General features: G+C 38.9%; 23 protein-coding genes and 1 tRNA gene. 13 read left to right on the top strand and 11 right to left on the bottom strand.

What is annotated here, in order from left to right; all coding sequences use genetic code 11:
- Positions 1-369: a hypothetical protein gene (locus RI844_RS00285; RefSeq protein ID WP_348396493.1), complete on the top strand. Its 369-nt coding sequence runs from the start codon at positions 1-3 to the stop codon at positions 367-369.
- Between the two features lie 200 nt (positions 370-569).
- Here the strand turns inward: RI844_RS00285 and rluB are convergent, their stop codons facing one another.
- The 5 genes from rluB to rnm are packed head-to-tail and all read right to left on the bottom strand — an operon-like array spanning position 570 to position 4,442.
- The gene (gene rluB / locus RI844_RS00280) at positions 570-1,442 is read right to left on the bottom strand and encodes a 23S rRNA pseudouridine(2605) synthase RluB (protein WP_348396492.1); all 873 of its coding nucleotides are present in this window, start codon (positions 1,440-1,442) and stop codon (positions 570-572) included.
- Positions 1,443-1,458: 16 nt separating this feature from the next.
- A complete protein-coding gene (gene scpB, locus RI844_RS00275) occupies positions 1,459-2,043 on the bottom strand; it encodes an SMC-Scp complex subunit ScpB (protein ID WP_405054472.1) in 585 nt (194 codons plus the stop codon).
- Positions 2,044-2,075: 32 nt separating this feature from the next.
- On the bottom strand, positions 2,076-2,891 hold the full coding sequence (locus RI844_RS00270) for a segregation and condensation protein A (protein ID WP_348396490.1): 816 nt from the start codon (positions 2,889-2,891) through the stop codon (positions 2,076-2,078).
- Between the two features lie 13 nt (positions 2,892-2,904).
- Positions 2,905-3,525 (bottom strand): L-threonylcarbamoyladenylate synthase, encoded by a 621-nt coding sequence (locus RI844_RS00265; protein ID WP_348396489.1) that lies wholly within the window; start codon positions 3,523-3,525, stop codon positions 2,905-2,907.
- Positions 3,526-3,563: 38 nt separating this feature from the next.
- Entirely contained in the window at positions 3,564-4,442 is an 879-nt protein-coding gene (gene rnm / locus RI844_RS00260; RefSeq protein ID WP_348396488.1) for an RNase RNM, read from the bottom strand.
- A 372-nt stretch (positions 4,443-4,814) separates the two neighbouring features.
- Here rnm and RI844_RS00255 point away from each other — a divergent pair, with 372 nt between their 5' ends.
- Genes RI844_RS00255 through RI844_RS00225 form a run of 7 tightly spaced genes read left to right on the top strand, consistent with a single transcriptional unit; the run spans position 4,815 to position 11,713 of the window.
- Complete coding sequence (locus RI844_RS00255; protein WP_348396487.1) at positions 4,815-6,449, top strand: anthranilate synthase component 1; 1,635 nt, start codon at positions 4,815-4,817, stop codon at positions 6,447-6,449.
- Entirely contained in the window at positions 6,449-7,042 is a 594-nt protein-coding gene (locus RI844_RS00250) for an aminodeoxychorismate/anthranilate synthase component II (protein WP_348396486.1), read from the top strand. The genes RI844_RS00255 and RI844_RS00250 overlap by 1 nt, the downstream gene beginning before the upstream one ends.
- A gap of 1 nt (position 7,043) precedes the next feature.
- Positions 7,044-8,051 carry an anthranilate phosphoribosyltransferase gene (trpD, locus tag RI844_RS00245; RefSeq protein WP_348396485.1) on the top strand — a complete coding sequence of 336 codons (1,008 nt, stop codon included), beginning with the start codon at positions 7,044-7,046 and terminating at the stop codon, positions 8,049-8,051.
- The gene (trpCF, locus tag RI844_RS00240) at positions 8,044-9,450 is read left to right on the top strand and encodes a bifunctional indole-3-glycerol-phosphate synthase TrpC/phosphoribosylanthranilate isomerase TrpF (RefSeq protein WP_348396484.1); all 1,407 of its coding nucleotides are present in this window, start codon (positions 8,044-8,046) and stop codon (positions 9,448-9,450) included. The genes trpD and trpCF overlap by 8 nt, the downstream gene beginning before the upstream one ends.
- Before the next feature lies 1 nt (position 9,451).
- The gene (trpB, locus tag RI844_RS00235; RefSeq protein WP_348396483.1) at positions 9,452-10,663 is read left to right on the top strand and encodes a tryptophan synthase subunit beta; all 1,212 of its coding nucleotides are present in this window, start codon (positions 9,452-9,454) and stop codon (positions 10,661-10,663) included.
- Positions 10,663-11,502: a tryptophan synthase subunit alpha gene (gene trpA, locus RI844_RS00230; protein ID WP_348396482.1), complete on the top strand. Its 840-nt coding sequence runs from the start codon at positions 10,663-10,665 to the stop codon at positions 11,500-11,502. Before trpB ends, trpA begins: the two co-directional genes overlap by 1 nt.
- A gap of 52 nt (positions 11,503-11,554) precedes the next feature.
- Entirely contained in the window at positions 11,555-11,713 is a 159-nt protein-coding gene (locus tag RI844_RS00225) for a DUF2897 family protein (RefSeq protein WP_348396481.1), read from the top strand.
- A 22-nt stretch (positions 11,714-11,735) separates the two neighbouring features.
- Here RI844_RS00225 and ppiC read toward each other — a convergent pair whose 3' ends face one another.
- Complete coding sequence (gene ppiC / locus RI844_RS00220) at positions 11,736-12,014, bottom strand: peptidylprolyl isomerase PpiC (protein ID WP_348396480.1); 279 nt, start codon at positions 12,012-12,014, stop codon at positions 11,736-11,738.
- A gap of 133 nt (positions 12,015-12,147) precedes the next feature.
- Between ppiC and can the strand changes: the two genes are divergently transcribed.
- Complete coding sequence (can, locus tag RI844_RS00215) at positions 12,148-12,750, top strand: carbonate dehydratase (RefSeq protein WP_348396479.1); 603 nt, start codon at positions 12,148-12,150, stop codon at positions 12,748-12,750.
- Positions 12,751-12,797: 47 nt separating this feature from the next.
- On the opposite strand, the gene RI844_RS00210 is transcribed toward can, so the two are convergent.
- From RI844_RS00210 to RI844_RS00195, 4 genes are all read right to left on the bottom strand, one after another.
- Complete coding sequence (locus RI844_RS00210) at positions 12,798-13,559, bottom strand: MlaA family lipoprotein (RefSeq protein ID WP_348396478.1); 762 nt, start codon at positions 13,557-13,559, stop codon at positions 12,798-12,800.
- Positions 13,560-13,747: 188 nt separating this feature from the next.
- Entirely contained in the window at positions 13,748-15,079 is a 1,332-nt protein-coding gene (locus RI844_RS00205) for a sigma-54-dependent transcriptional regulator (protein ID WP_348396477.1), read from the bottom strand.
- Positions 15,080-15,120: 41 nt separating this feature from the next.
- Entirely contained in the window at positions 15,121-16,242 is a 1,122-nt protein-coding gene (locus RI844_RS00200) for a sensor histidine kinase (protein ID WP_348396476.1), read from the bottom strand.
- Positions 16,243-16,447: 205 nt separating this feature from the next.
- The gene (locus RI844_RS00195) at positions 16,448-17,137 is read right to left on the bottom strand and encodes a flagellar hook assembly protein FlgD (RefSeq protein ID WP_348396475.1); all 690 of its coding nucleotides are present in this window, start codon (positions 17,135-17,137) and stop codon (positions 16,448-16,450) included.
- 487 nt (positions 17,138-17,624) lie between these two features.
- Between RI844_RS00195 and RI844_RS00190 the strand changes: the two genes are divergently transcribed.
- Positions 17,625-17,701 (top strand) — tRNA-Arg (locus tag RI844_RS00190).
- Between the two features lie 80 nt (positions 17,702-17,781).
- On the opposite strand, the gene RI844_RS00185 is transcribed toward RI844_RS00190, so the two are convergent.
- The gene (locus RI844_RS00185; protein WP_348396474.1) at positions 17,782-17,919 is read right to left on the bottom strand and encodes a hypothetical protein; all 138 of its coding nucleotides are present in this window, start codon (positions 17,917-17,919) and stop codon (positions 17,782-17,784) included.
- A 525-nt stretch (positions 17,920-18,444) separates the two neighbouring features.
- Between RI844_RS00185 and tkt the strand changes: the two genes are divergently transcribed.
- The 3 genes from tkt to RI844_RS00170 are packed head-to-tail and all read left to right on the top strand — an operon-like array spanning position 18,445 to position 22,726.
- A complete protein-coding gene (gene tkt / locus RI844_RS00180) occupies positions 18,445-20,433 on the top strand; it encodes a transketolase (protein WP_348396473.1) in 1,989 nt (662 codons plus the stop codon).
- Positions 20,434-20,486: 53 nt separating this feature from the next.
- Positions 20,487-21,500 (top strand): erythrose-4-phosphate dehydrogenase, encoded by a 1,014-nt coding sequence (gene epd / locus RI844_RS00175; protein ID WP_348396472.1) that lies wholly within the window; start codon positions 20,487-20,489, stop codon positions 21,498-21,500.
- Positions 21,501-21,547: 47 nt separating this feature from the next.
- Entirely contained in the window at positions 21,548-22,726 is a 1,179-nt protein-coding gene (locus RI844_RS00170; RefSeq protein WP_348396471.1) for a phosphoglycerate kinase, read from the top strand.
- Positions 22,727-22,734: the final 8 nt, after the last annotated feature.

The following is a 22,734-nucleotide window of genomic DNA, read 5'->3' as shown; positions in this document are numbered from 1 at the left end:
ATGATTGAAATTATTGTTTTCCTAGCTTTTGCATTTTTATTTTGGATGATGTGGCGCTTGTATCAAGCCAAGCAATATAACAAGTTTATTGATTGGCTAAACGCAGAAATTAAGCCACAACTTTTAGCAAAAATAGCACAAGAGTTAGAAGAAAACCGTAGCGCTGACTTCCCCAATAATGAATGCCACCAAAAAGCAGCACAGTATTTTTACCAACAATATCCGGTAAGAATTTTTGAAGCTGCAGTTGCGCGTGAAATTATCACAAAAGACTGGTTTGTAAATAAGCAAAACAAACGCCACGCCTCGCATTTATTATTTATTCAAAGTCTTTATAGAATCCATCAAAATAAAACCCGAATAAATTAGCCCTTCGGGGATTAAGTCCTAATAAATTAGGACCAACCATATTTCCTAGTAGTTGGCCTTCTTCCAGATTAACAGAATTTAAGCCATCCTTGGCAATTCTAAGTTAATTCATCCTTGAATTAAAAAAAGAGAGCTTAATTAGCTCTCTTTAGTAATAGTTCGCCACAGAATGGCTTTTTAGAAATGCGCAGCAGATTTATTTAGCGTTTCTTACGGCGAGTTTGCTGTGCTCCTTGAGCCATTCGTTGTTGATGTTTTTTCACATTCTTGCGAATTTTTCGACTCTTATTATTGTCAATGCGCTTTTCATCAACCTTTACTTTTGATTGAGTTTCTACTGGTAACTCTACTAATTTACGATAATAGTTTACGTCTTTTAAACCAAGTTCAACCCAACCGCCAAGTGGTAAACGGCGTTCCATGGTTAAGTCGCCATAACGTACACGGATCAAGCGTGATACTTGTACTTCCTGACTTTCCCATAAACGGCGTACTTCACGGTTTCTACCTTCGCTAAGTACTACATGGAACCAATGGTTTCTACCTTCGCCGCCTTTATAGGTAATTTTATCAAACTTGGCCATTCCATCTTCAAGTTTTACCCCGTGACGTAAAGTTTGCAGCATAGCTTCGTTAATTTCACCAAACACTCGTACTGCATACTCACGTTCAACCTCATGCGAAGGGTGCATTAAACGATTCGCTAATTCACCGTCATTGGTAAAAATAAGCATACCAGAAGTGTTAATATCTAAACGACCTACAGCGACCCAACGACTGCCGTCAATACGAGGTAAACGATCAAATACCGTTGGACGACCTTCAGGATCTTTACGGGTACACATTTCACCTTCAGGTTTGTTGTATACCAGTACACGGCAAGCTTGCTCGTCAACAGCGGCTATTTTTACTTGATGGCCATCGAGACGAATTTGTTCAGTACCTTCTACGCGATCACCTAAGTAGGCAACTTTACCGTCGACACTCACCCGGCCAGCACTAATAACGGTTTCCATCTCACGACGAGATCCTTGACCTGCTCGTGCTAGCACTTTCTGTAATTTTTCAGACATTAATTAACTCATTATATTAAGTTGCTTGTTCAGCAACGGGCGCTCTTTCGCCATCGGCGGCGATTTTGAGCTCTGCAACTTCCATTAATTCTGGCAAATCGCTCAGTGACTTTAATGAAAAGTAATCGAGGAATTCTTTTGTTGTGCCAAACAATCCCGGTTTACCCGGAACTTCTTTATGACCAACAACGTGGATCCAATCACGCTCTTGCAATGTTCTAATTATATAACTACTTACCGCTACTCCGCGAATATCTTCTATTTCACCACGGGTAATTGGCTGGCGATAAGCGATTAAAGATAGTGTTTCCAGAAGTGCGCGTGAATATCTTGGTGCTTTTTCTTTAAATAATAGTGCAATATAATCGCTATATTGATCTTTTGCTTGAAAACGAAAACCAGATGCTACTTCAATTAAACTTATTCCGCGCGCATCATAATCGTTTTGCAGCTCATGTAAAATAGCTAATAGGCGTTTTTTTGTTAACTTTATTTGATCGCCCAGAGTTTCTTGTATGGTTTTCACCGATAACGGCACTTGCGAGACAAATATCATCGCTTCTATCAGCAACTTAACGTCTTGATCATTTTGCTTTAATATTGTGTTTTTTTGCATTTGAAATTATATCCCCCTCAACATAACTTAACCTGAATTTGGCCATAAAGTTGTACTTGAATACATTCAACCAATGACTCTTTTACCAATTCAAGTATCGCCAAAAATGTCACGACAACACCTTGTCTGCCTTCACTAAGGTCAAATAACTGACTAAATTCAGTGTATTTTTGTGAACTTAGCATAGCTAAAATTTTACTCATCCGCTCTCGGGTAGACAAGTTTTCCCGCTCAATATGATGATGTTCAAATGCTGCAACACGTTTCATTACCCCTTGCAATGCCATTACCAATTCTTGTAAATCAACATCGGCTTGCACTAGCCTAGGCTTAAAGTTATCGGGTAATTTTGCAGACACTGGAAACGTGTCTCGCTCCATCCGGGGTATTTGATCTAACTGCTCAGCGGCTTTTTTGATCACTTCATATTCTTGAAGGCGCCTAATTAATTCAGCTCTTGGATCATGTTCATCATCTTCTACGTCTGTTTTTGGTAATAGCAAACGTGATTTTATTTCAGCCAAAATAGCGGCCATAACCAAGTATTCTGCAGCAAGCTCAAGCTTTAAATCCTTCATTACCTCAACGTATTCTATATACTGGCGAGTAATTTCGGCAATCGGCAACTCGACGATATCGAATTTTTGCTTGCGAATTAAATACAACAGTAAATCCAATGGGCCTTCAAATGCCTCAAGAATTATCTCTAAAGCATCGGGAGGAATAAATAAGTCTTGTGGTTTTTCAACAACAGCTTCGCCATGAACAACAGCAAGCGGTAATACCTGCTGGACCATTTCACCAATTGTATTTGCCGTAGTACTTTTATTCATTTGCTGTCTTTTGTTAAGAGAATGGCTCAGGATCACCCTCACCAACTCGTATTACTTGCGGAAAATCTTCGGTAAAATCGATTACGGTGGTTGGTTTTTCGCCTAGGTAACCACCATTCATAATTAAATCGACCTGTTTTTCTAAATTATCACGGATAATTTCAGGATCAAATTCGGCCGTTTCATTGCCCGGCAAAATTAATGTCGTAGACATTAATGGCTCACCAAGCTCTTCCAATAAATCCATGGTAATTTTATTATCAGGGATGCGAATGCCAATAGTTTTCTTTTTCGGATTCAACAACCGTTTCGGCACTTCCTTAGTGCCTTTAAAAATAAAGGTATAAGCCCCTGGCGTGTTATTTTTAAGTAATCTGAAATTAGCATTATCAACTCTTGAATAGGTGGCCAGTTCAGATAAATCTCGGCAAATAAGGGTAAAATTATGCTCTCGGTCAATATCGCGAATTCGGCAAATTCTATCCAAGGCTTTTTTATCGCCAATATGACAGCCAAGCGCATAGCCAGAGTCGGTTGGGTAAACAATTACACCACCTTGTTGAATAATAGCAACGGCCTGTTTTAATAACCTAGGTTGCGGATTATCTGGATGCATGTAAAAAAACTGACTCATAATATTCCCTATTTAGCGTTAATAGTGCTTTTGCTAATTTAATTCCAATGTTGCCAAACAACATCAAGGTCATCTGGTACAGATAAGTTTCGGCCCAGCTCTGTCCACCGGCCTGGAAAATGAAAATCTGAGCCAACCGATGCTTTAAGCCCATATTGCTTACATAGCTCAACAGATAACTGTTTTTGTTGGCTGCTCATTTGCGGTGACGCCACTTCCATAGCGTCACCTTGTGCTTCAACAAAATCAATAATTAGCCGCCTTATCCATTTTGTTGATAAATCATATTTCATCGGGTGAGCGATTACGCTTTGACCGCCAGCTTGTTTTATAACATCTATGGCTTGCTCAATTGAGCACCATAAAGGTTTTACATATGCCCGGTTACCCTTACCAATATATTTATCAAATGCTTTTTGCATCGTGCTGACGATGCCACGATTGAATAGTACTCGAGCAAAATGGGCGCGTGTAATAGTGCCACCTTGGGCCAGCTCTTTAGCGTCAGCGTAACAATTATCAAAACCAGCCTTGGTAAGTTTTTCAGCCATTAACAATGCTCTTGATTCACGCGCTTGCTGCTGCGCCCTAATCAACTCAATTAATGCTTGATTGTTTTCATCAACATTTAAGCCAACCACATGAATTTCATGATTTTGCCACATTGTAGAAATTTCAATGCCGCAAATCAGCCTTATGTTTAAATTTTTTTCTTCGATATGTTGCTTAGCAACAGAAAATGCGGCAACGGTATCATGATCAGTTATGGCAAATTGTTCAATTTGGTGATTGCTAGCCCGGTCTAATAATTCACCAGGTGTAAGACGACCATCAGAGCAGTTTGTATGACTATGGAAGTCTACTCGTATAGATTTGTAACTTTTGTCGGTTATTTCACCGCTAACTGTTGACTTCATTGACGTTTTGGGTTCTTCTACTGGTATAGAATTATTTTACGTGTAAACCAGCTAAATTGGTACTTATAAAATGACATTACAACAAGCAAAGCAAATAACCGGTTTAAATATTTGGTGGTGGCATAACCTAACATAGTGGGTTGTGAGCTTTGCCGTTGGCAAAATTTTAAAAACCCGCTCTTAAAGGCGGGTTTTTTCGTTTAGTACGAAATAAACTTATTTAGATGAAACATTAATTTCAACTACACTAACAAAAGGCATAAAATGTTAATTAACAACGTTAAAACATGGTTTATCTGGTGGCTTCAGCCCCTTTACGCCGGATGACAGAAACATTACCCCTTGGGTAAACAAATTAAAGCAAGGTAAACCATGAACAACATAGATCAAAATACGTCACAGCTAGGGTTAGTGACCAGCACTATAATGAATGCTCAGTATCAAGCTGACCCTCTAATGCTATATCGCAGTTTAACCGCGGATAAAAGTAATACATTATTATTAGAATCCGCAGAAATATCAGATAAACGCGCCCTTAAAAGTTTATTGCTGATTGATTCAGCAGTAAAAATTGTCTGCAATGACAGTAATGTCACCATTAATGCGACTTCACTAAATGGCCAAGCCATTATTGCTTATTTAACTCAACAATTCAGCCAAGCGAAATACCAGCAAAGTGTCACTATTAATAAAGCTGCAATTGATTCTTTAGATATTGATTTTTCTACAAGTATTACCGAACAGGATGAGCTGTCACGTTTATTAGTAGATAATCCAATGCAAGTGCTTAGAGAGTTACAAGCAATTGACTGCCAGAAACAGCATCCATTTTCAGTATTTGTTGGTGGCGCTTTTGCGTTTGATTTAATTTGTATAAGCGAACAACTGCCATGCGTATCAGCAAGTAAAAACACCTGTCCAGATTATGTGTATTATCTGGCTGAAACGTTAATAATTATTGATCACCAACAACAAACTACAGAATTACTAGGCAATGTGTTTAGCGGCTCACAACAAGATGTTTGTCAGCAGAATATAGAACAACGCTTAGCGCAATTAAAACAAATTTGTAAAACGCCGATGACTAGCCAGTCAATAGATTTGAAACAAGCAACAGCAACTCCAGTGGAAGTAAATATTACCGACCAACAGTTTTGTACGCAAGTTGAAGATTTAAAGGAACACATCAGAGCAGGTGATATTTTTCAAGTAGTCCCTTCTCGCACATTCTCACTAGGCTGTAATGATTCCTTAAATGCGTATCAAGCATTAAAACAGACAAATCCCAGCCCATACATGTTTTTCTTAAAAGATGATGATTTTGCACTATTTGGCGCATCACCAGAATCAGCATTAAAGTTTACCGCACAAAATAGACAGGTAGAGATTTACCCTATCGCAGGTACAAGGCCAAGAGGCTTTACCCCAGAAGGCCAATATTCTGCCGACTTAGATGGCCGTATTGAACTTGAGCTTAGAAACGATGAAAAAGAAAAAGCCGAACATTTAATGCTGGTAGATTTGGCTCGCAATGATGTTGCCAGAGTATCTAAAGGTGGAACTCGCCATGTCGCTGAACTTTTGAAAGTAGACCGCTACTCGCATGTAATGCATTTGGTGTCACGAGTCATTGGCACTTTATCAGATAGATTAGATGCGCTGCATGCCTACCAAGCGTGTATGAATATGGGCACCCTGTCTGGCGCGCCAAAAGTAAAAGCAACCGAATTGATCCGCAATGTTGAAGGTGAACGTCGTGGTAGTTATGGTGGTGCTGTTGGCTATATAAACGGTGGTGGTGATATGGACTCTTGTATTGTTATTCGTTCTGCGTTTGTAAAAGATAACATTGCCTATGTACAAGCTGGCGCAGGTGTTGTTTACGACTCAGACCCACAAGCCGAAGCAGATGAAACCAGGCAAAAAGCACAAGCAGTGATTAAAGCGATACAAATTGCTAATGCTCATTCAACAGCTAATACGAACACACTTGGGGGAGCACAGTAATGAACACCAAGCTTTATATGCTCGACAACCTGGATTCGTTTACCTACAACTTAGTTGATGAGTTTAAAACTTTAGGTTTTGAGCCAATCATTTATCGTAATACCGTATCGGCTGAATTTATTTACCAAAAAATGCAGCAAGAAACAGATCCTGTAATCTTGGTGTTGTCTCCTGGCCCAGGAGATCCTGTTAGCGCTGGTTGTTTAATGGATTTAATCAAGCTTTGTGTTGGAACTTACCCTATCTTTGGTATTTGCTTAGGTCATCAAGCTTTAGTTGAACATTACGGCGGTAAAGTAGACCGAGCTGGTGAAATTGTTCACGGTAAAGCATCAAATATTGATCATGATGGTAAAGGCCCTTTCAGCGGTTTACCGTCGCCATTGCCAGTAGCTAGGTATCACTCATTAGTTGCTACCGTTATGCCTGCTGATTTACAGATGATTGCCCATTATCAGCAATTACCAATGGCAATTTCGAATCAGCAAGATAAAGTTCTGGGTTTTCAATTTCACCCGGAGTCATTATTAACCTCGAAAGGCAGTATTTTAATCAAACAAAGCTTTGAACATTTATTAGGAAAGGACAGTTAAGATGAGTCAACTGTTAGAACAACTTATTAACGGTGAAGATTTACGTCAAGAACAAGCAGAAGAGTTCTTCGGCAAAGTGGTACAGGGCGAAATTGAACCGGCGTTAATGGCCAGTGTATTAACTGCGTTAAAAATTAAAGGTGAAACGCCGACTGAAATAGCCGGTGCTGCAGTTGCTATTAGAGGTGCAGCAAAACCATTTCCAAAAATGCCCTACCCATTAGTGGATTGCGTTGGCACTGGTGGTGATGGCCACAGTACAATTAATATTTCCACAACAGCGGCAATTGTTGCAGCAGCGTGTGGATTAAAAATTGCCAAGCATGGCAACCGTAGTGTTTCCAGTAAATCAGGATCTGCAGATTTACTTGAAGCATTCGGCATTAATTTGATGATGTCACCTGAAACAGCCAAGCAATCCATAGAGCAAAGCGGTGCTTGTTTCTTATTTGCTCCTAATTATCACAGCGGTTTTAAACACGCTGGACCAGTAAGAGCTGCCATGGGAGTACGTACATTATTCAATATATTAGGACCACTGGTTAACCCAGCTTCGCCACGAGTAATGCTACTTGGGGTATATACACCAGAGCTTCTCATGCCAATGGCCAAAGCATTACAAATAACCGGTGTCGAAAGGGCTTGGGTAGTGCATGGCAGTGGGTTAGATGAAGTTGCTATTCATGGTTCAACGCAAATTATTGAAATTGATGGTGACAAATTAATTGAAAAAGAAGTTCAGCCGAGTGACTTTGGTTTAGCCTCGCATAGTTTAGAAAGCATAAAAGGCGGCTTACCTGAAGAAAATGCAGCATACAGCATGGCGATTTTAACAGGTAGCGGCGAGCAAGCTCATATTGATGCGGTAACCATAAATACCGCAGCATTACTATACTTAACAGGGCAAGCCAGCAATTTACGCAGTGCTACTGAAATTGTGCAACAAGTATTAAAATCTGGCAAAGCAGCAAACACATTAAACACTATGGTAGAGGTTAGTAATGGCTAGTACTCCACAAAGAAATATATTAGAAAAAATTGTCGATGATAAACGTGTTGAAGTTGCAGCGTTAAAGTTAGAACGCCCGCTTGCAAGCTTTATTGATGACTTAGTGCCTACCTCTAAAGATATGTATCAAGCCTTAAGCACAGATCACGCCGGATTTATACTAGAGTGTAAAAAAGCTTCGCCTTCAAAAGGGTTAATTCGCCCTGAATTTAACGTTGAAGAAATAGCCGGCATATACAATAACTACGCTGCGGCAATTTCTGTATTAACAGACATGAAGTACTTTCAAGGCAAACATGATTATTTGAAACTGGTCAGTGACAGTGTAGATTGCCCAGTATTGAATAAAGACTTCTTTATTGATGAATACCAGATTCATTTGGGCCGTTTATATGGCGCTGATGCTATTCTATTGATGTTAAGCGTATTATCTGATGATGAGTATAAAGCATTAAGTAAGGTTGCTAATAGTTATAACATGGCAATTTTAACCGAAGTATCAAACGTTGAAGAAACAAAGCGTGCTATTGCCTTAGGCGCTAAGCTTATTGGCATTAACAATCGTAATTTACGCGATCTTTCTACCGACTTAACTCGCACTTTTGAACTTGCGCCAATGATCCCAGATGACAGATTAATTATTTCAGAATCGGGTATATACACCAATAAGCAAGTGCGTGAATTAGCACCCGCTGTAAATGGCTTTTTAGTGGGCAGCTCGGTAATGGGCCAAGATGATATCGATTTGGCTTGTCGAGAACTAATATATGGCTATAACAAAGTATGCGGTTTAACCTCAGTTGCCGATATAAATGCCGTAACTGATGCTGGTGCGGCATATGCAGGATTAATATTTACTGAACAATCGCCACGTTTTGTTAGTTTTGAGCAAGCCAGACGCATTCAAGATGAATTATTAGAATCATCACAACCAAGCATTAAGTTTGTTGGTGTATTTAAAGATCAAAGTATTAATGAGGTTAGTGAGCTTGCCAATCACCTAAATTTAGCGGCAGTACAATTGCATGGTAAAGAAGACGCCGCGTATATTGAAGAACTGAAGCCTCATTTACCAAGTGGCTGCGATATTGTTAAAGCTATACCTGTAGTAAATGATTTACCAGAATTTAACCAGGCAGCCGATCGTTATTTACTTGATGCCAAACAAGGCGGCAGTGGTGAGGTTTTTGATTGGCAATTGTTAGAGGATAGCGCGCAAGACTTTAGCAATACCATGCTTGCTGGCGGACTCACGCTTAATAACATTGCCAGTGCACAGCGAGTGTGTAACGAACTAGATTTATCAGGTCTTGATATAAACTCTGGCGTAGAATCTGCGCCAGGTATAAAAGATCATAACAAAATTAAACAAGCCTTTGCGCTTATCAGAGATTACTAACATGACTGATCCAATATTAAATAACATAAGTCCATATTTTGGCGAATTTGGTGGCATGTATGTCAGCGAATTATTAGTACCAGCCCTGGAGCAATTAGAAGCGGCTTTTCTTGACTCTCAAACCGATGAAGCGTTTCAGGCCGAATTCAATAAACTGCTAACTTCGTTTGCAGGTCGCCCCACTCCACTAACACTATGTAGCAATATAGTTAAAAACCCCTTAGCAAAAATTTACATGAAACGTGAAGACTTACTTCATGGCGGCGCCCATAAAACTAACCAAGTATTAGGCCAGGCCCTACTTGCTAAAAAAATGGGAAAAACCGAAATCATTGCCGAAACCGGTGCTGGCCAGCATGGTGTAGCAACAGCGATAGCTTGTTCTTTATTAGGGTTAAAATGTCGCGTTTATATGGGCAAAGTAGATTGTGATAGGCAGCAACCTAATGTATTTAGAATGGAGTTAATGGGCGCAGAAGTTATACCTGTTACTGCGGGCTCTGGTACATTAAAAGATGCGGTAAATGAGGCCTTACGTGACTGGTCTGCAAATTACGATAATGCCCATTACTTATTGGGTACTGCGGCTGGTCCTCACCCATTCCCAACCATGGTGCGTGAATTTCAAAAAATGATCGGCATAGAGGCAAAAGCACAAATCTTAGAAGAGCAAGGTAGCCTGCCTGATTACGTAGTGGCTTGTGTTGGCGGTGGTTCAAACGCAATTGGCATGTTCCATGACTTTATTGATGAAGAAGATGTAAAACTAGTTGGTGTTGAAGCTGGCGGTAAAGGTATTGAAACAGCACAGCATGGTGCCACGTTAGTTGCAGGTTCTAAAGGCATGTTGCACGGTGCTTATACTTACATAATGCAAGATGAATACGGTCAAATTGAAGAATCATATTCAGTATCAGCAGGTTTAGATTACCCAGGTGTTGGCCCACAACATTCTCTTTTAAAAGAAATTGGCCGGGCGACTTACGTACCAATTAATGATGATGAAGCGTTAGATGCATTTCAACTGCTATCGCGTACTGAAGGCATAATTCCAGCCCTTGAGTCGTCACACGCATTAGCTCATGCGTTAAAAATTGCTGATGCGGCAACAACTGAAACAGTAATACTGGTTAATTTATCTGGTCGAGGTGATAAAGATTTAACCCACGTGAACAGTATTTTAAACGGTGAAAACTACCGGGAGAGCAAGTAATGAGCCAAGTAAGTAGTACAAGTGCGACAACACAAGCAGGTGCTCGTTATCAGCAAAGTTTTGATGCATTAGCAAAAAAGCAGCAAGGTGCCTTTATTCCATTTGTAATGATTGGTGACCCACATGCAGAGCAATCATTTGAAATCATTAAAACCCTGATTGATAATGGCGCAGATGCCCTTGAATTAGGTATTCCATTTTCAGATCCCAGTGCCGATGGCTTAACCATTCAATTTGCCGCCAAACGAGCGCTAGATGCAAACATTAATACCGATACTTGTATTGAAATACTTAAAAAAGTACGCGCTTATAATGCTGACATTCCAATTGGTTTACTGCTTTACGCTAATTTGGTTTTTGCACGAGGCGTTGAAAAATTTTACAGCGATATGAGCGCCGCGGGTGTAGATTCAGTATTAATTGCCGATGTACCAATTAGAGAAAGTGAGCAATTTAGAAATGCCGCATTAGCGAATAATGTAGCCCCTATCTTTATTGCTCCGCCGAACGCCAGCGCAGCTACATTGCAAAAAGTTTCGTCATTAGGCCAAGGCTACACTTATGTATTAAGCCGAGCTGGTGTTACTGGCACAGAAGTTGTGGCTAATATGCCAGGCAAGGAATTAATTGATACATTAACCCAATATAATGCGCCAGCACCGGTATTAGGTTTTGGTATCTCTACTCCTGAGCATGTTAAAGAAGCATTAGCTAATGGCGCAAAAGGCGCAATTAGTGGCAGCGCAGTAGTTAAGATTATTGAGAGTAACTTGAATGATGAAAAACAAATGCTGGTAGACTTAGCGACATTCATTAGCAGCATGAAGGCAGCTACATAAATAACATGATTTGAGAAGGAGCGCTTAGCTCCTTCTTTTTTAGGATGATAACATGACACTTTGGTTGATTATCTTTGCGGTATTGATGTTCATTATCAGCGGTATTTATTTTGTTTATAAAAGCGCTAAAAAATTTAATTTATCTAGCGAACAACTCGAAAAAATTAAAAAGCGTAACCGCGAACTTGATGAAGAAGAAAACAAAGATTAAATTTGGCTACTAAGATCTGACTCTAGGTTCTATAGAGCGTTTTAATAATATGATAGCCAAAGCGAGTTTTAACAATTGTTGGCGTTAAAATTTCACCTCCAAAGACAAATTTATCGAATTGTGGCACCATTTGACCCTTTTTAAATTCACCTAAATCGCCACCTTTTTTACCCGAAGGACAGTTTGAATGTTTTTTCGCCAAGGTTTGAAACTTAGCCCCCTTGTTTAACTGTTTTAGAATATCTTCAGCTTGTTCAAGGTGCTTTACCAATATATGAAGTGCATGTGCTACTCTGGCCATGATTAATTCTCTTAAAATAAATGTGATTTTAACATGAGTGATATCGATCTGCATATGTAATAAAAGAAAACTGCTTTACAAGATCCAAGGTTTTGCAGACAATACAATTAATAGTAATTAATTTAGAGAAAACATGGCATCTTTAACACACTTGTTTAAAAATAATAAGAATTGGGCTGAGAAAATACGCAAAGAACAGCCTGACTTCTTCGACAAATTATCGAAACAACAATCACCAGAGTACTTATGGATTGGTTGTTCTGATTCAAGAGTACCGGCGAACGATTTGCTAGGTATGCTACCGGGTGAAGTATTTGTTCATCGCAATATTGCCAATCAAGTGATCCATACTGATTTAAACTGTTTGTCGGTTATTCAGTTCGCAGTAGAAGTTTTAAAAATAAAACACATTATAGTTTGTGGTCACTATGGTTGTGGCGGTGTTGCTGCATCTTTAGATAATAATCAGCATGGTTTAATTGATAACTGGTTACGCCACATTAGTGATGTACACCGTTTTCATAAAGAAGAGCTAGAGCAATTAACCGGCGAAGAGTTAACCAATCGTCTATGTGAATTAAACGTAGTTGAACAAGTAGGAAACGTTTCAAAAACCACTACTATGATCAACGCATGGAATGTCGGTCAAGAAATTAGCGTACATGGCTTTGTTTATAATTTACAAGATGGCATTTTAAAAGATTTAAACGTAAGTGTAGATTCAAACGTTTCATAAAAATTTCAATATTCAAGCTCAAAGCTCAATGCTTTGAGCTTATTAATTTAAAACTCTTCTAACATATCATCAAGATCATCTTCTTCTTCTTGGTCAATTACAACCGGCGGATTGCCATCATGTAAACGATAATTGATATTTTGGAAATAAGCGTTTTTGACAAACTCGTAAGGATCTAATGAGTCGTTCAACAATGCTTCTTGTTCTGCCAGTTGGCCTCTAGTTTCTAGACCAATAATTAATTTACGTGCTACATTTGGCCAAAAATCAATTACAGCTAATGGCCAATAATAACCATCAACCAGATCACCAACTTCATCTCTAACTGAACTCGGTCCGAGTACTGGCATCATCAAAAAAGGGCCATCCCCAACACCATATGTTCCTAGTACTTCACCAAATTCTTCTTCTTCGCGCATTAAACCAGCGTGCTTGGCAATATCAAACCAACCTAATAAACCCACAGTAGAGTTTAAAACAAAGCGGCCGGTAGCTTTGCCTGCCCGTTGAAATTTAAGTTGCAGGAGGTTATTTATAATTGTAAAGGGTTCATTTAAGTTGAGCGCAGCATTATGCACACCTGATCGTATTGGCGACGGTACCCATTTAACATAAGCTGTTGAAGCAGGTTTAAAAACATACTTATCAGCATAGTCCCAATTAAATGTCCATAATGGACGGTTAATAGATTCTAGTGGATCTCGAGGGTCAGAATAACTATCTTCTTGTTCACTGGTTGTTGAACAAGCCGATAACATTACTAGAGATAAAATGATGAAAATATTAGCAAACCAAGGTTTGAAAGGCATAAATCGAACGTTCCCTTTTCAACGCACTACCATTAGCAAAATAATGTAATAGCCGTTAAAATTTAATTTTTTGTTATATCTGCAGCCCGTATTATAAACTGTGTAAACACATCTGCAACGTATTAATTACAGATTTCAATGTAACTTTTTATTTCAAACAGAAAATTTATACTCAGTTAATAACTCGACTAAACAGGCAGTTCGATCCCACTTTCACGCATTTTAGCCAATTTATAACGTAATGTTCTAGCGCTTACCCCTAAACGCTCAGCGACTTCTTTACGAGAGCCATCACAAGCTCGAAGAGCATCTAATATAATTTGAAACTCTTGTTGTTTTAACTCACTTTCAAGGTTCTCGTCTTCTTGTGTCGTAACAGTAGTTAGGTCATTTTGCTGCTCAACAAAGTCTTCAATAAGTAAATCATTGCTATCGATTTCTGCACCAGCTTTCATAATAAGTGCGCGTTGAATTACATTTTCTAATTCACGAACATTGCCTGGCCATTGATGGCTTGCCAGTTTAACCTCAGCAGCAGCAGTTAAGCTTACATTTTCATTTTGACTAAATTGACCAATGATGTGGCGGGCTAATGGCAAGATATCATCAGCTCTTTTTGCTAACGGTAGCCACGTTAATGGAAATACATTTAAACGATAGAATAAATCTTCACGAAAAACCCCCTCACTAACCGCTTCTTTTAAATCTCGATTACTGGTTGCCAGTACGCGTACATCTAAATTAATTACTTTTCTCGAGCCTAAACGTTCTACTTCTCGTTCTTGAATAACCCGTAATATTTTGGCCTGTAAGCCTAAGTCCATTTCGGTAATTTCATCTAATAAGATGGTACCGCCTTGGGCTTGCTCAAACTTTCCTGGACAAGCATTTACCGCGCCGGTAAAAGCGCCCTTCTCATATCCAAACAAGGTTGCTTCAAGCATGTTTTCAGGAATAGCGGCACAGTTAATTGCGACAAAGGTATTATCTGCACGTTTAGAGTTATTATGTATAAATTTTGATAGTACTTCTTTACCTGAGCCACTAGGGCCCAAGATCATCACCGAAGCGTCAGTACTCGCTACTTTTTCAGCTAAGCTTAGTAATTGAATACTTTGCTTATCAACGGCAATAGGACGAGAACTAACTACCTTTTCAACGGGCATGTATTGACTGATCATATTAATCAATACTTCCGGTGAAAAGGGTTTGGCAATGTAATTACAGGCGCCATCTTTCATTGCCTGTACGGCATCATCGATAGTGGCATACGCTGTCATGATCAACACAGGCAATTTTGGCCAGCCGGTTTTAATATTTTTTAATAGGGCAAGACCACTCATGCCGCCCATTTGTACATCAGAAACCACAATATCTACTTTGTGCTGTTTCAATAGTACCAGTGCGGCCTCACCAGAATCTGCTTCAATACAGTCAAACTCTGAAAGGTGTAGGGTATCAACTACGGCTTCTCGTAAACCGGGGTCATCTTCAACGACTAGGACCACTTTACTGGTCATTACTGCCTCTTTATCTATTGTTATTTTCTATATTTAGTAAATTATTCTGCTTTTTCTATATCATCTTTATCAGTGTTAAACAGCGGCAGCTTAATACAAAAGTCTGCACCTTCGCCTGTTTTACTCACTAATGATGCATCACCATGATGGGCTTTAGCAACTGATTTTACCACTGCTAACCCTAAGCCAGTGCCTTGCACTTTAGAAGTATAAAATGGTTCAAATATTTTTTCAGCTTCGGTTTCATCAATACCACTGCCATTATCTTGCACGTGAATGTATAAAAAACTATCTTTCTGATAAGCTCGTACTTTTATAATCGCATTGCTTTCAATCACTTGCAGTGAATTATGAATTAAATTTTGTATTGCCCCTTCAAGCGCATTTTTATTAGCTATGATTTGCAGGTTTTCGTCTTCGATAGTTAAAATAAGATCGGCATGTACTTCATCAATTTGTGCTTCCACGCCAGAAATAGCATCATCTAGTAACGACTTTATAGTAATAACGGCAACCACTTGTTTACCACCACTTTTGGCAAATAGCAGCATGTCATTTACCTGCTGCTCTAAATCTTGCAACCTTGAGGTTAACTTATCTTGAAAGATTTGGCGCTTTTCACTCGACAATGCTTTTGAACTTAAATTAGAGCAATAAAGCATTGCTGCAGATAGTGGAGTACGAATTTGATGGGCGAGAGTAGAAACCATTCGCCCTAACGCAGACAAACGCTGCATTTGGCTTAATTTATCTTGCAGTAAGCGAGTTTCGGTTAAATCGGTGATTAATATAAGCTGCCCAGCTTGTGAGCCAAATGATGAAATATCTAGTTTTACCCGGCGACCATCATTTAGTGATACTTCGTGACCATCGTCTGCTCTTGGTTTAAAAGCGACCTTTATTATTTCAATCCAGGACTTTTTAAGCAAATCTACGCCGAGTAAACTGCCAGCAACATTGTTGGCTTTAACCACTATGCCATCACCATCAATAATAACCACGCCTGCTGGCATTACATCAAATAACTGATTTAACTGGTTAGATTGCAAACGCAACAAGTCAAGCTCTCCCGAAAATGCTTCCGTGAGTAACTTTTTCTCTGTTCGCTCTGAGACTGTCGACGATGTGGATTCGTTATTATTATCCCCACGAGTCAAGCTCATACTCTACCTCTCCAACTTAACTAAGTATCTATTCTTTTGAAAAAAGCATCCTCTGATGAATTAGGTATCTATACTCAATTCAGTTTGCTTTATAAACCTTGCGCTAACTTAGCTAACCTATCCATCATAGGGTAATTCTCTAGTCAGCAACAGCATTAATTTTTATATACTATTTAACAATAGTGATACTATTGTTTATTACTTTTTACTCTTTCAAAATTTCAACCACGTTGGCCAAGTTCATCGTTTGATCATTTTCAAAATACAGCCAAATATCATCACTATTGTGGTCAAAGGTTACACGGATAATTTTGTTATATGTCATAGCCTTAAGCTCAACCACTTTACCTTTACTGATACAAGAAACAATAAAGCGGTATTCACCTTCTGGTGCCACAGCGCCAGTACGAGTAATACCATTCCAGGTAAAACTCACATCTCCAATTAAATCATCCCCCAAAGGAATAATCCGAATAATGTCATCATGTTCGTTTTCAACATAAACAAATATATGGTGTGCTTTTGAATTGATTTGCAAACGACCAGTAGCTGATTCACCGTATTCGATATAGAAATGACCATCTTCAACAAGTACACTACGGCCAATAAGCGAGCTGGCTTGTAAAGCTTTACTGGAATAATTGATTTGTGGGTTACTATGCAGCTTATCGTTATACTCATCAATGCTTTGACTGATTGACGAGGCGAGTAATTGTGAGAATACTTCATCAGTATTCATGTCGGGTTTGACCGTAGAATCGATTGGCTCAGGGATAATATTGGCGAAAAAGTCCTGCAACTCTATGGTAGCTTGTTTAGCTACAGAGTCGCTCTGCTGACTTTTATTCAACAAATGCTGGCTTCCTGCCATATGATCACTTTGTTTATCTTCCACTAAAAAGTTCCAAGCTCGTCATTTGAGTATGACAATTATTATTTGTCTCAACACTGAGTTTAATAGCATAAGCTTTGTTAACTATTCTCCGACAATGGCACAAAGCTAAATAGTTAGCAAACGTATAACAAAATCATACAAAAATTATGCCATAAAGCTGCATTTAAATTAAATAGAATTTAAAGAAAAAAACAACTGCATACTTTTCGATCAAAAAGCGATATTACTCAGTGCTTAGTCAACAAATATGCATATTTATTAAAAATAAGAATTACTTCTAACTACCAGAAAAAATTAACCAAAATGAAAGTTGATTGTTTTTTATACAAAAAAATATTTAAGCGGCATAGCATTGCCGCATAAAATTGTGAATTTATTACAAAAATTGCCGATTATTGCCGCTTACCTATTTACAGGCATTTAAAAGATGTTGTATTTTGAAAGAGCCGTATGATTGCGGAAAGTTTATATATCAATTTGATATTAAGTCCCTGTAGCTCAGCTGGATAGAGCAAGCGCCTCCTAAGCGCTAGGTCGGACGTTCGAATCGTCTCAGGGACGCCATTTAAATATAATGATTCTTCTCAAAAAAAAAACCTCGCTGTGCGAGGTTTTTAAAGAAGTTAGCAATAATTAATTTATTATTATTCTTCTATTATAATTTCGACAACTTCCGTGTCTTGAGCTGCATTTGTGCTGGAAAAACCAGCTGAAATACCTAAAACTAATACCGCAATAAATACAGTACTTAGCTTTACTTCCCTCAAAGACGATTTGTTCATGACTTTAGCCCTGAATGTTATTTGTTATTATTATTGTTTAACGAAAAATAATGTATACGTTTTAATCAAAGCACACAAGAGTTTTTTACATATATATTTACAAAACTTTTCACTGATTTACATAAAACTTACAAAGTAAAAATAAAAGCCAACAAAAACAATAAAATACACACATAAAAACAATATATTCATTTGTGGCATTTATCTCACCACGAATGTTTATTGAACTTTAATGCAATAAAGTCATTTATTAACGCATTAATAAATAATAACTATTATGAAAGAGAAACTGTAAGTTTTCATAAAGAAAACAATTTTGTAGAATCCCCGTTAAAAATTTAATTTACTGATTTTTAAGCTATTTAAAGCCTTATCTAAAATACAGCATAAGTTGATTTATTTGGCGTTATCAAATTTGAAGAAAACTTTATTGAAAAAAGCCCTATTTTTGATTGCACCAAAGCGCTGTGTAAGCGAAAATACGCGTGTTTTTTTTAACCTAAAATTTATTTAAGTGGAGCACTTATGCCATCGCGTCAAGATCAGGCCAATGCAATTCGAGTTTTAAGTATGGATGCTGTCCAAAAAGCAAAATCTGGACACCCTGGTGCCCCAATGGGTATGGCAGATATTGCGCAGGCTTTATGGTGTGATCACCTTAAACACAATCCCAACAATCCTAATTGGGTTGATCGTGACCGTTTCATTTTATCTAATGGCCATGGTTCGATGCTAATCTACTCATTACTTCACTTAACGGGTTATGACGTTTCTATTGAAGATTTACAAGATTTTCGTCAATTACATTCAAAAACACCTGGTCACCCAGAGTATGGTTATACGCCAGGTGTTGAAACAACTACCGGGCCATTAGGCCAAGGTATTACCAACGCTGTAGGTTTTGCTATTGCCGAGAAAACGTTAGCAGCACAATTTAACCAAGATAACTTTAACGTTGTTGATCATCACACTTATACCTTTATGGGTGATGGTTGTTTAATGGAAGGCATCTCACACGAAGCTTGTTCATTAGCGGGCACTTTAGGCCTTGGTAAGCTTATTGCCTTTTGGGATGACAACGGCATTTCAATTGATGGTGAAGTTGAAGGTTGGTTCTCAGACGACACCCCAGCCCGCTTTAAAGCATACGGCTGGCAAGTTCTTGAAGTAGATGGCCATAACCCAGAGCAAATACTATCGGCTATTACCGAAGCAAAAGCTGAATCAAACAAACCAACTTTAATTTGTTGTAAAACGATTATTGGTTATGGCTCTCCAAATAAAAGCGGTAGTCATGATTGTCACGGTGCTCCTTTAGGCGATGATGAAATTAAAGCATCACGCGAGTTCTTAAACTGGCCGCATGATGCTTTTGTTATTCCGCAAGACATAAAAAATGCATGGAATGGCCAAGAAAAAGGCGCTAACGCAGAAGCAGCATGGCATGAATTATTTGCCGGCTATAAAGCTGCACATCCTGAACTAGCAGCTGAATTTGAACGTAGATCATCGGGCCAATTACCAGAAAACTGGCAAGAATATACCAACAACTACATTCAAGACTTACAAAATAACCCTGTAAATGTTGCTACCCGTAAGGCTAGCCAGAACTGTTTAAATAGTTACGGGCCAATTTTACCAGAATTTATTGGCGGCTCTGCTGATTTAGCCGGTTCAAACCTTACATTATGGTCAGGTTCAAAAGGCATTGAAGCGGATGATGCAAGTGGTAATTACTTGTTTTACGGTGTACGTGAATTCGGAATGTCGGCCATTATGAACGGCATTGCCTTACATGGTAGCTTCATACCTTATGGCGCAACATTCTTAATGTTTGTAGAATATGCACGTAATGCAGTTCGTATGGCGGCATTAATGAAGCAGCGTAGCATTTTTGTTTATACTCACGATTCTATCGGTTTAGGTGAAGATGGTCCTACTCACCAGCCCGTTGAACAAATTGCCAGCTTACGGATGACGCCAAACTTATACAACTGGCGACCATGTGATGCGGTTGAATCAGCAGTGGCATGGAAAATGGCTATCGAACGCGTAGATGGCCCAACAACATTAACGTTTACTCGTCAAGGCTTACAACAACAAGAACGTACTACAGAGCAATTGGCAAACATTGCTCGTGGTGGTTACATCCTTAAAGATTGTGCAGGTACACCAGATTTAATCTTAATTGCTACTGGCTCTGAAGTTGAATTAGCAATGGCAGCAAGTAAAGAGTTATCTGATAAAAATATTCGAGTGGTGTCTATACCTTGTACAGACGCGTTTGAAGCTCAAGATGAAGCTTATCGCCAATCAGTACTACCAAATAATGTTAGAGCACGTATTGCAATTGAAGCTGGCATTGAAGATTTCTGGCATAAATATGTCGGTTTTGATGGCCGTATTATCGGTATGAAAACATTCGGAGAGTCAGCGCCTGCGAATGAGTTATTTGAATTATTTGGTTTTACCGTCGAAAACGTAATTAATACTGCAAAAGAATTATTAGGATAACTTTAGAAAGGTCGGTAATATAGCCGGCCTTTTTACATATTTATTTAATTATCATGACAATAAAAATAGCAATAAATGGTTTTGGCCGAATTGGCCGAAGTATTTTACGAGCGCTTTATGAAACTGGTCGAAATGATCAGTTTCAAATTGTTGCCATTAATGAATTAGCAAAACCGGAAGGGATTGCTCATTTATTAAAATATGATACCACTCATGGCCGTTTTGCTTATTCTGTAAGTTTTGAAAACAGTAAATTAAACGTAGCTGGCGATGAAATTGCACTATTTCATCATTCGGAAACTAAAGATTTACCTTGGCAAGAGCTAGGCGTAGATATTGTTTTAGATTGTACAGGTAATTATCAAAGTAAAGAGCACGCACTGCAGCATATCAAGCAAGGTGCTAAACAAGTTCTTTATTCACAACCCGCATTAACCGACGTTGATAAAACCATTATTTATGGTATCAACCAAGAACAATTAACCGCCAGCGATATTGTTGTTTCTAACGGTTCTTGTACAACAAACTGTATTGTGCCAGTAATTCAGGTACTCGATCAGGCGTTTGGCGTAGAAAGCGGTACTATTACGACCATTCACTCTTCGATGCATGATCAGCAAGTAATTGACGCTTACCATGATGATCTGCGATTATCACGAGCGGCGAGCCAATCGATTATACCTGTAGAAACTAAATTAGCCGCTGGCATTGAACGAATATTACCAAAGTTTTCAGGTCGATTTGAGGCCATTGCGGTTCGTGTACCCACAATAAATGTTACTGCGATGGATTTAAGCGTAACGTTAAATACAGATGTAAATATTAACGCGGTAAACGAAGCTATAGTCAATGGTCAACAAGGTAATTTGGCAGGAATATTAGGCTTTACAACTGAGCCTTTAGTCTCAAGTGATTTTAACCACGATCCACATTCTTCAATAGTGGACGGTAACTCAACAAGAGTCAGCCATAAACGCTTAGTTAAACTGTTAGTTTGGTGCGATAACGAGTGGGGATTTGCTAACCGCATGTTAGATACCGCTCTAAGTATGCATCAGACCAAGTAAAATGAACAAAATTTTAAAACTATCACTACATTCAACGGAGACTTGCTATGTCTGTCATTAAAATGACTGATCTTGAACTTGCTAATAAACGAGTATTAATTCGCGAAGATTTAAATGTACCGGTAAAAGACGGTAAAATCACTTCAGACGCTCGATTAAGAGCAGCCTTACCTACATTAAAACTAGCGTTACAAGCCGGTGCTAAAGTGATGGTGATGTCACATTTAGGTCGACCGACTGAAGGTGAATTTAACAGTGAGTTTTCAATGCAAGTTGTTGCTGACTATCTAACTGACGCACTTGGACAGCCAGTAAAACTGGTTAGCGAATACCTAGACGGTGTAGAGGTTGCTGCAGGTGAGTTAGTTATTTTTGAAAATATTCGTTTTAATAAAGGCGAAAAGAAAAACTGTGAAGAGTTATCACAAAAACTTGCCAGCCTTTGCGATGTTTATGTAATGGATGCATTTGGTACAGCTCATCGAGCGCAAGCAAGTACACACGGAGTTGCCAAGTTTGCTCCAGTAGCTTGTGCTGGCCCTTTACTTGCTGGTGAATTAGAAGCATTAGGCAAAGCGCTTGATAACCCAGCACGTCCATTAGTGGCAATTGTGGGTGGTTCAAAAGTTTCGACTAAACTTACCGTGCTAGAATCGCTTGCAACAGTTGTTGATCAACTTGTTGTTGGTGGCGGTATTGCCAATACATTTATTGCAGCAAGTGGCCATCAAGTTGGTAAGTCGTTATTTGAGGCCGACTTAATTGATGAAGCGAAGCGTTTAACAGCTAATGCGCAAGCAAATGATGGTGATATTCCAGTACCAACAGATGTAGTAGTAGCCAAAGAATTTGCCGAAAGTGCAACAGCAACGTTAAAGCCTGTAAGCGAAGTTGCTGATGATGAAATGATTTTTGATATTGGTCCTGATTCAGCAAAAGAGTTGGCTAAGATTATTGAAAACGCCGGAACTATCGTTTGGAACGGCCCTGTAGGGGTTTTTGAATTTGACCAGTTTGGTGAAGGTACTAAAGCCATCGCTCAAGCAATTGCTAATTCAAATGCTTTCTCGATAGCAGGCGGCGGTGACACATTAGCAGCAGTAGATAAATATGACATTGCCGACAAAGTATCCTACATCTCAACCGGTGGTGGTGCTTTCTTGGAATTTTTAGAAGGTAAGAAATTACCTGCAGTTGCCATTTTAGAAGAACGAGCAGCTCAATAGACATAATT

The sequence above is a fragment of the Thalassotalea fonticola genome (genome assembly GCF_032911225.1).
GTDB lineage: Bacteria > Pseudomonadota > Gammaproteobacteria > Enterobacterales > Alteromonadaceae > Thalassotalea_A > Thalassotalea_A fonticola.
Note: the sequence above shows the minus strand (reverse complement) of the source record. Positions and strands in the feature narration are given on the sequence as shown.

Bases quoted from the DNA above. Each gene is read 5' to 3' on its own strand.
- RI844_RS00285 (WP_348396493.1), top strand. From the start codon at position 1: ATGATTGAAATTATTGTTTTCCTAGCTTTTGCATTTTTATTTTGGATG.
- rluB (WP_348396492.1), bottom strand. From the start codon at position 1,442: ATGTCTGAAAAATTACAGAAAGTGCTAGCACGAGCAGGTCAAGGATCT.
- RI844_RS00270 (WP_348396490.1), bottom strand. From the start codon at position 2,891: ATGAATAAAAGTACTACGGCAAATACAATTGGTGAAATGGTCCAGCAG.
- RI844_RS00265 (WP_348396489.1), bottom strand. From the start codon at position 3,525: ATGAGTCAGTTTTTTTACATGCATCCAGATAATCCGCAACCTAGGTTA.
- rnm (WP_348396488.1), bottom strand. From the start codon at position 4,442: ATGAAGTCAACAGTTAGCGGTGAAATAACCGACAAAAGTTACAAATCT.
- RI844_RS00255 (WP_348396487.1), top strand. From the start codon at position 4,815: ATGAACAACATAGATCAAAATACGTCACAGCTAGGGTTAGTGACCAGC.
- RI844_RS00250 (WP_348396486.1), top strand. From the start codon at position 6,449: ATGAACACCAAGCTTTATATGCTCGACAACCTGGATTCGTTTACCTAC.
- trpD (WP_348396485.1), top strand. From the start codon at position 7,044: ATGAGTCAACTGTTAGAACAACTTATTAACGGTGAAGATTTACGTCAA.
- trpCF (WP_348396484.1), top strand. From the start codon at position 8,044: ATGGCTAGTACTCCACAAAGAAATATATTAGAAAAAATTGTCGATGAT.
- trpB (WP_348396483.1), top strand. From the start codon at position 9,452: ATGACTGATCCAATATTAAATAACATAAGTCCATATTTTGGCGAATTT.
- trpA (WP_348396482.1), top strand. From the start codon at position 10,663: ATGAGCCAAGTAAGTAGTACAAGTGCGACAACACAAGCAGGTGCTCGT.
- RI844_RS00225 (WP_348396481.1), top strand. From the start codon at position 11,555: ATGACACTTTGGTTGATTATCTTTGCGGTATTGATGTTCATTATCAGC.
- ppiC (WP_348396480.1), bottom strand. From the start codon at position 12,014: ATGGCCAGAGTAGCACATGCACTTCATATATTGGTAAAGCACCTTGAA.
- can (WP_348396479.1), top strand. From the start codon at position 12,148: ATGGCATCTTTAACACACTTGTTTAAAAATAATAAGAATTGGGCTGAG.
- RI844_RS00210 (WP_348396478.1), bottom strand. From the start codon at position 13,559: ATGCCTTTCAAACCTTGGTTTGCTAATATTTTCATCATTTTATCTCTA.
- RI844_RS00205 (WP_348396477.1), bottom strand. From the start codon at position 15,079: ATGACCAGTAAAGTGGTCCTAGTCGTTGAAGATGACCCCGGTTTACGA.
- RI844_RS00200 (WP_348396476.1), bottom strand. From the start codon at position 16,242: ATGAGCTTGACTCGTGGGGATAATAATAACGAATCCACATCGTCGACA.
- RI844_RS00185 (WP_348396474.1), bottom strand. From the start codon at position 17,919: ATGAACAAATCGTCTTTGAGGGAAGTAAAGCTAAGTACTGTATTTATT.
- tkt (WP_348396473.1), top strand. From the start codon at position 18,445: ATGCCATCGCGTCAAGATCAGGCCAATGCAATTCGAGTTTTAAGTATG.
- epd (WP_348396472.1), top strand. From the start codon at position 20,487: ATGACAATAAAAATAGCAATAAATGGTTTTGGCCGAATTGGCCGAAGT.
- RI844_RS00170 (WP_348396471.1), top strand. From the start codon at position 21,548: ATGTCTGTCATTAAAATGACTGATCTTGAACTTGCTAATAAACGAGTA.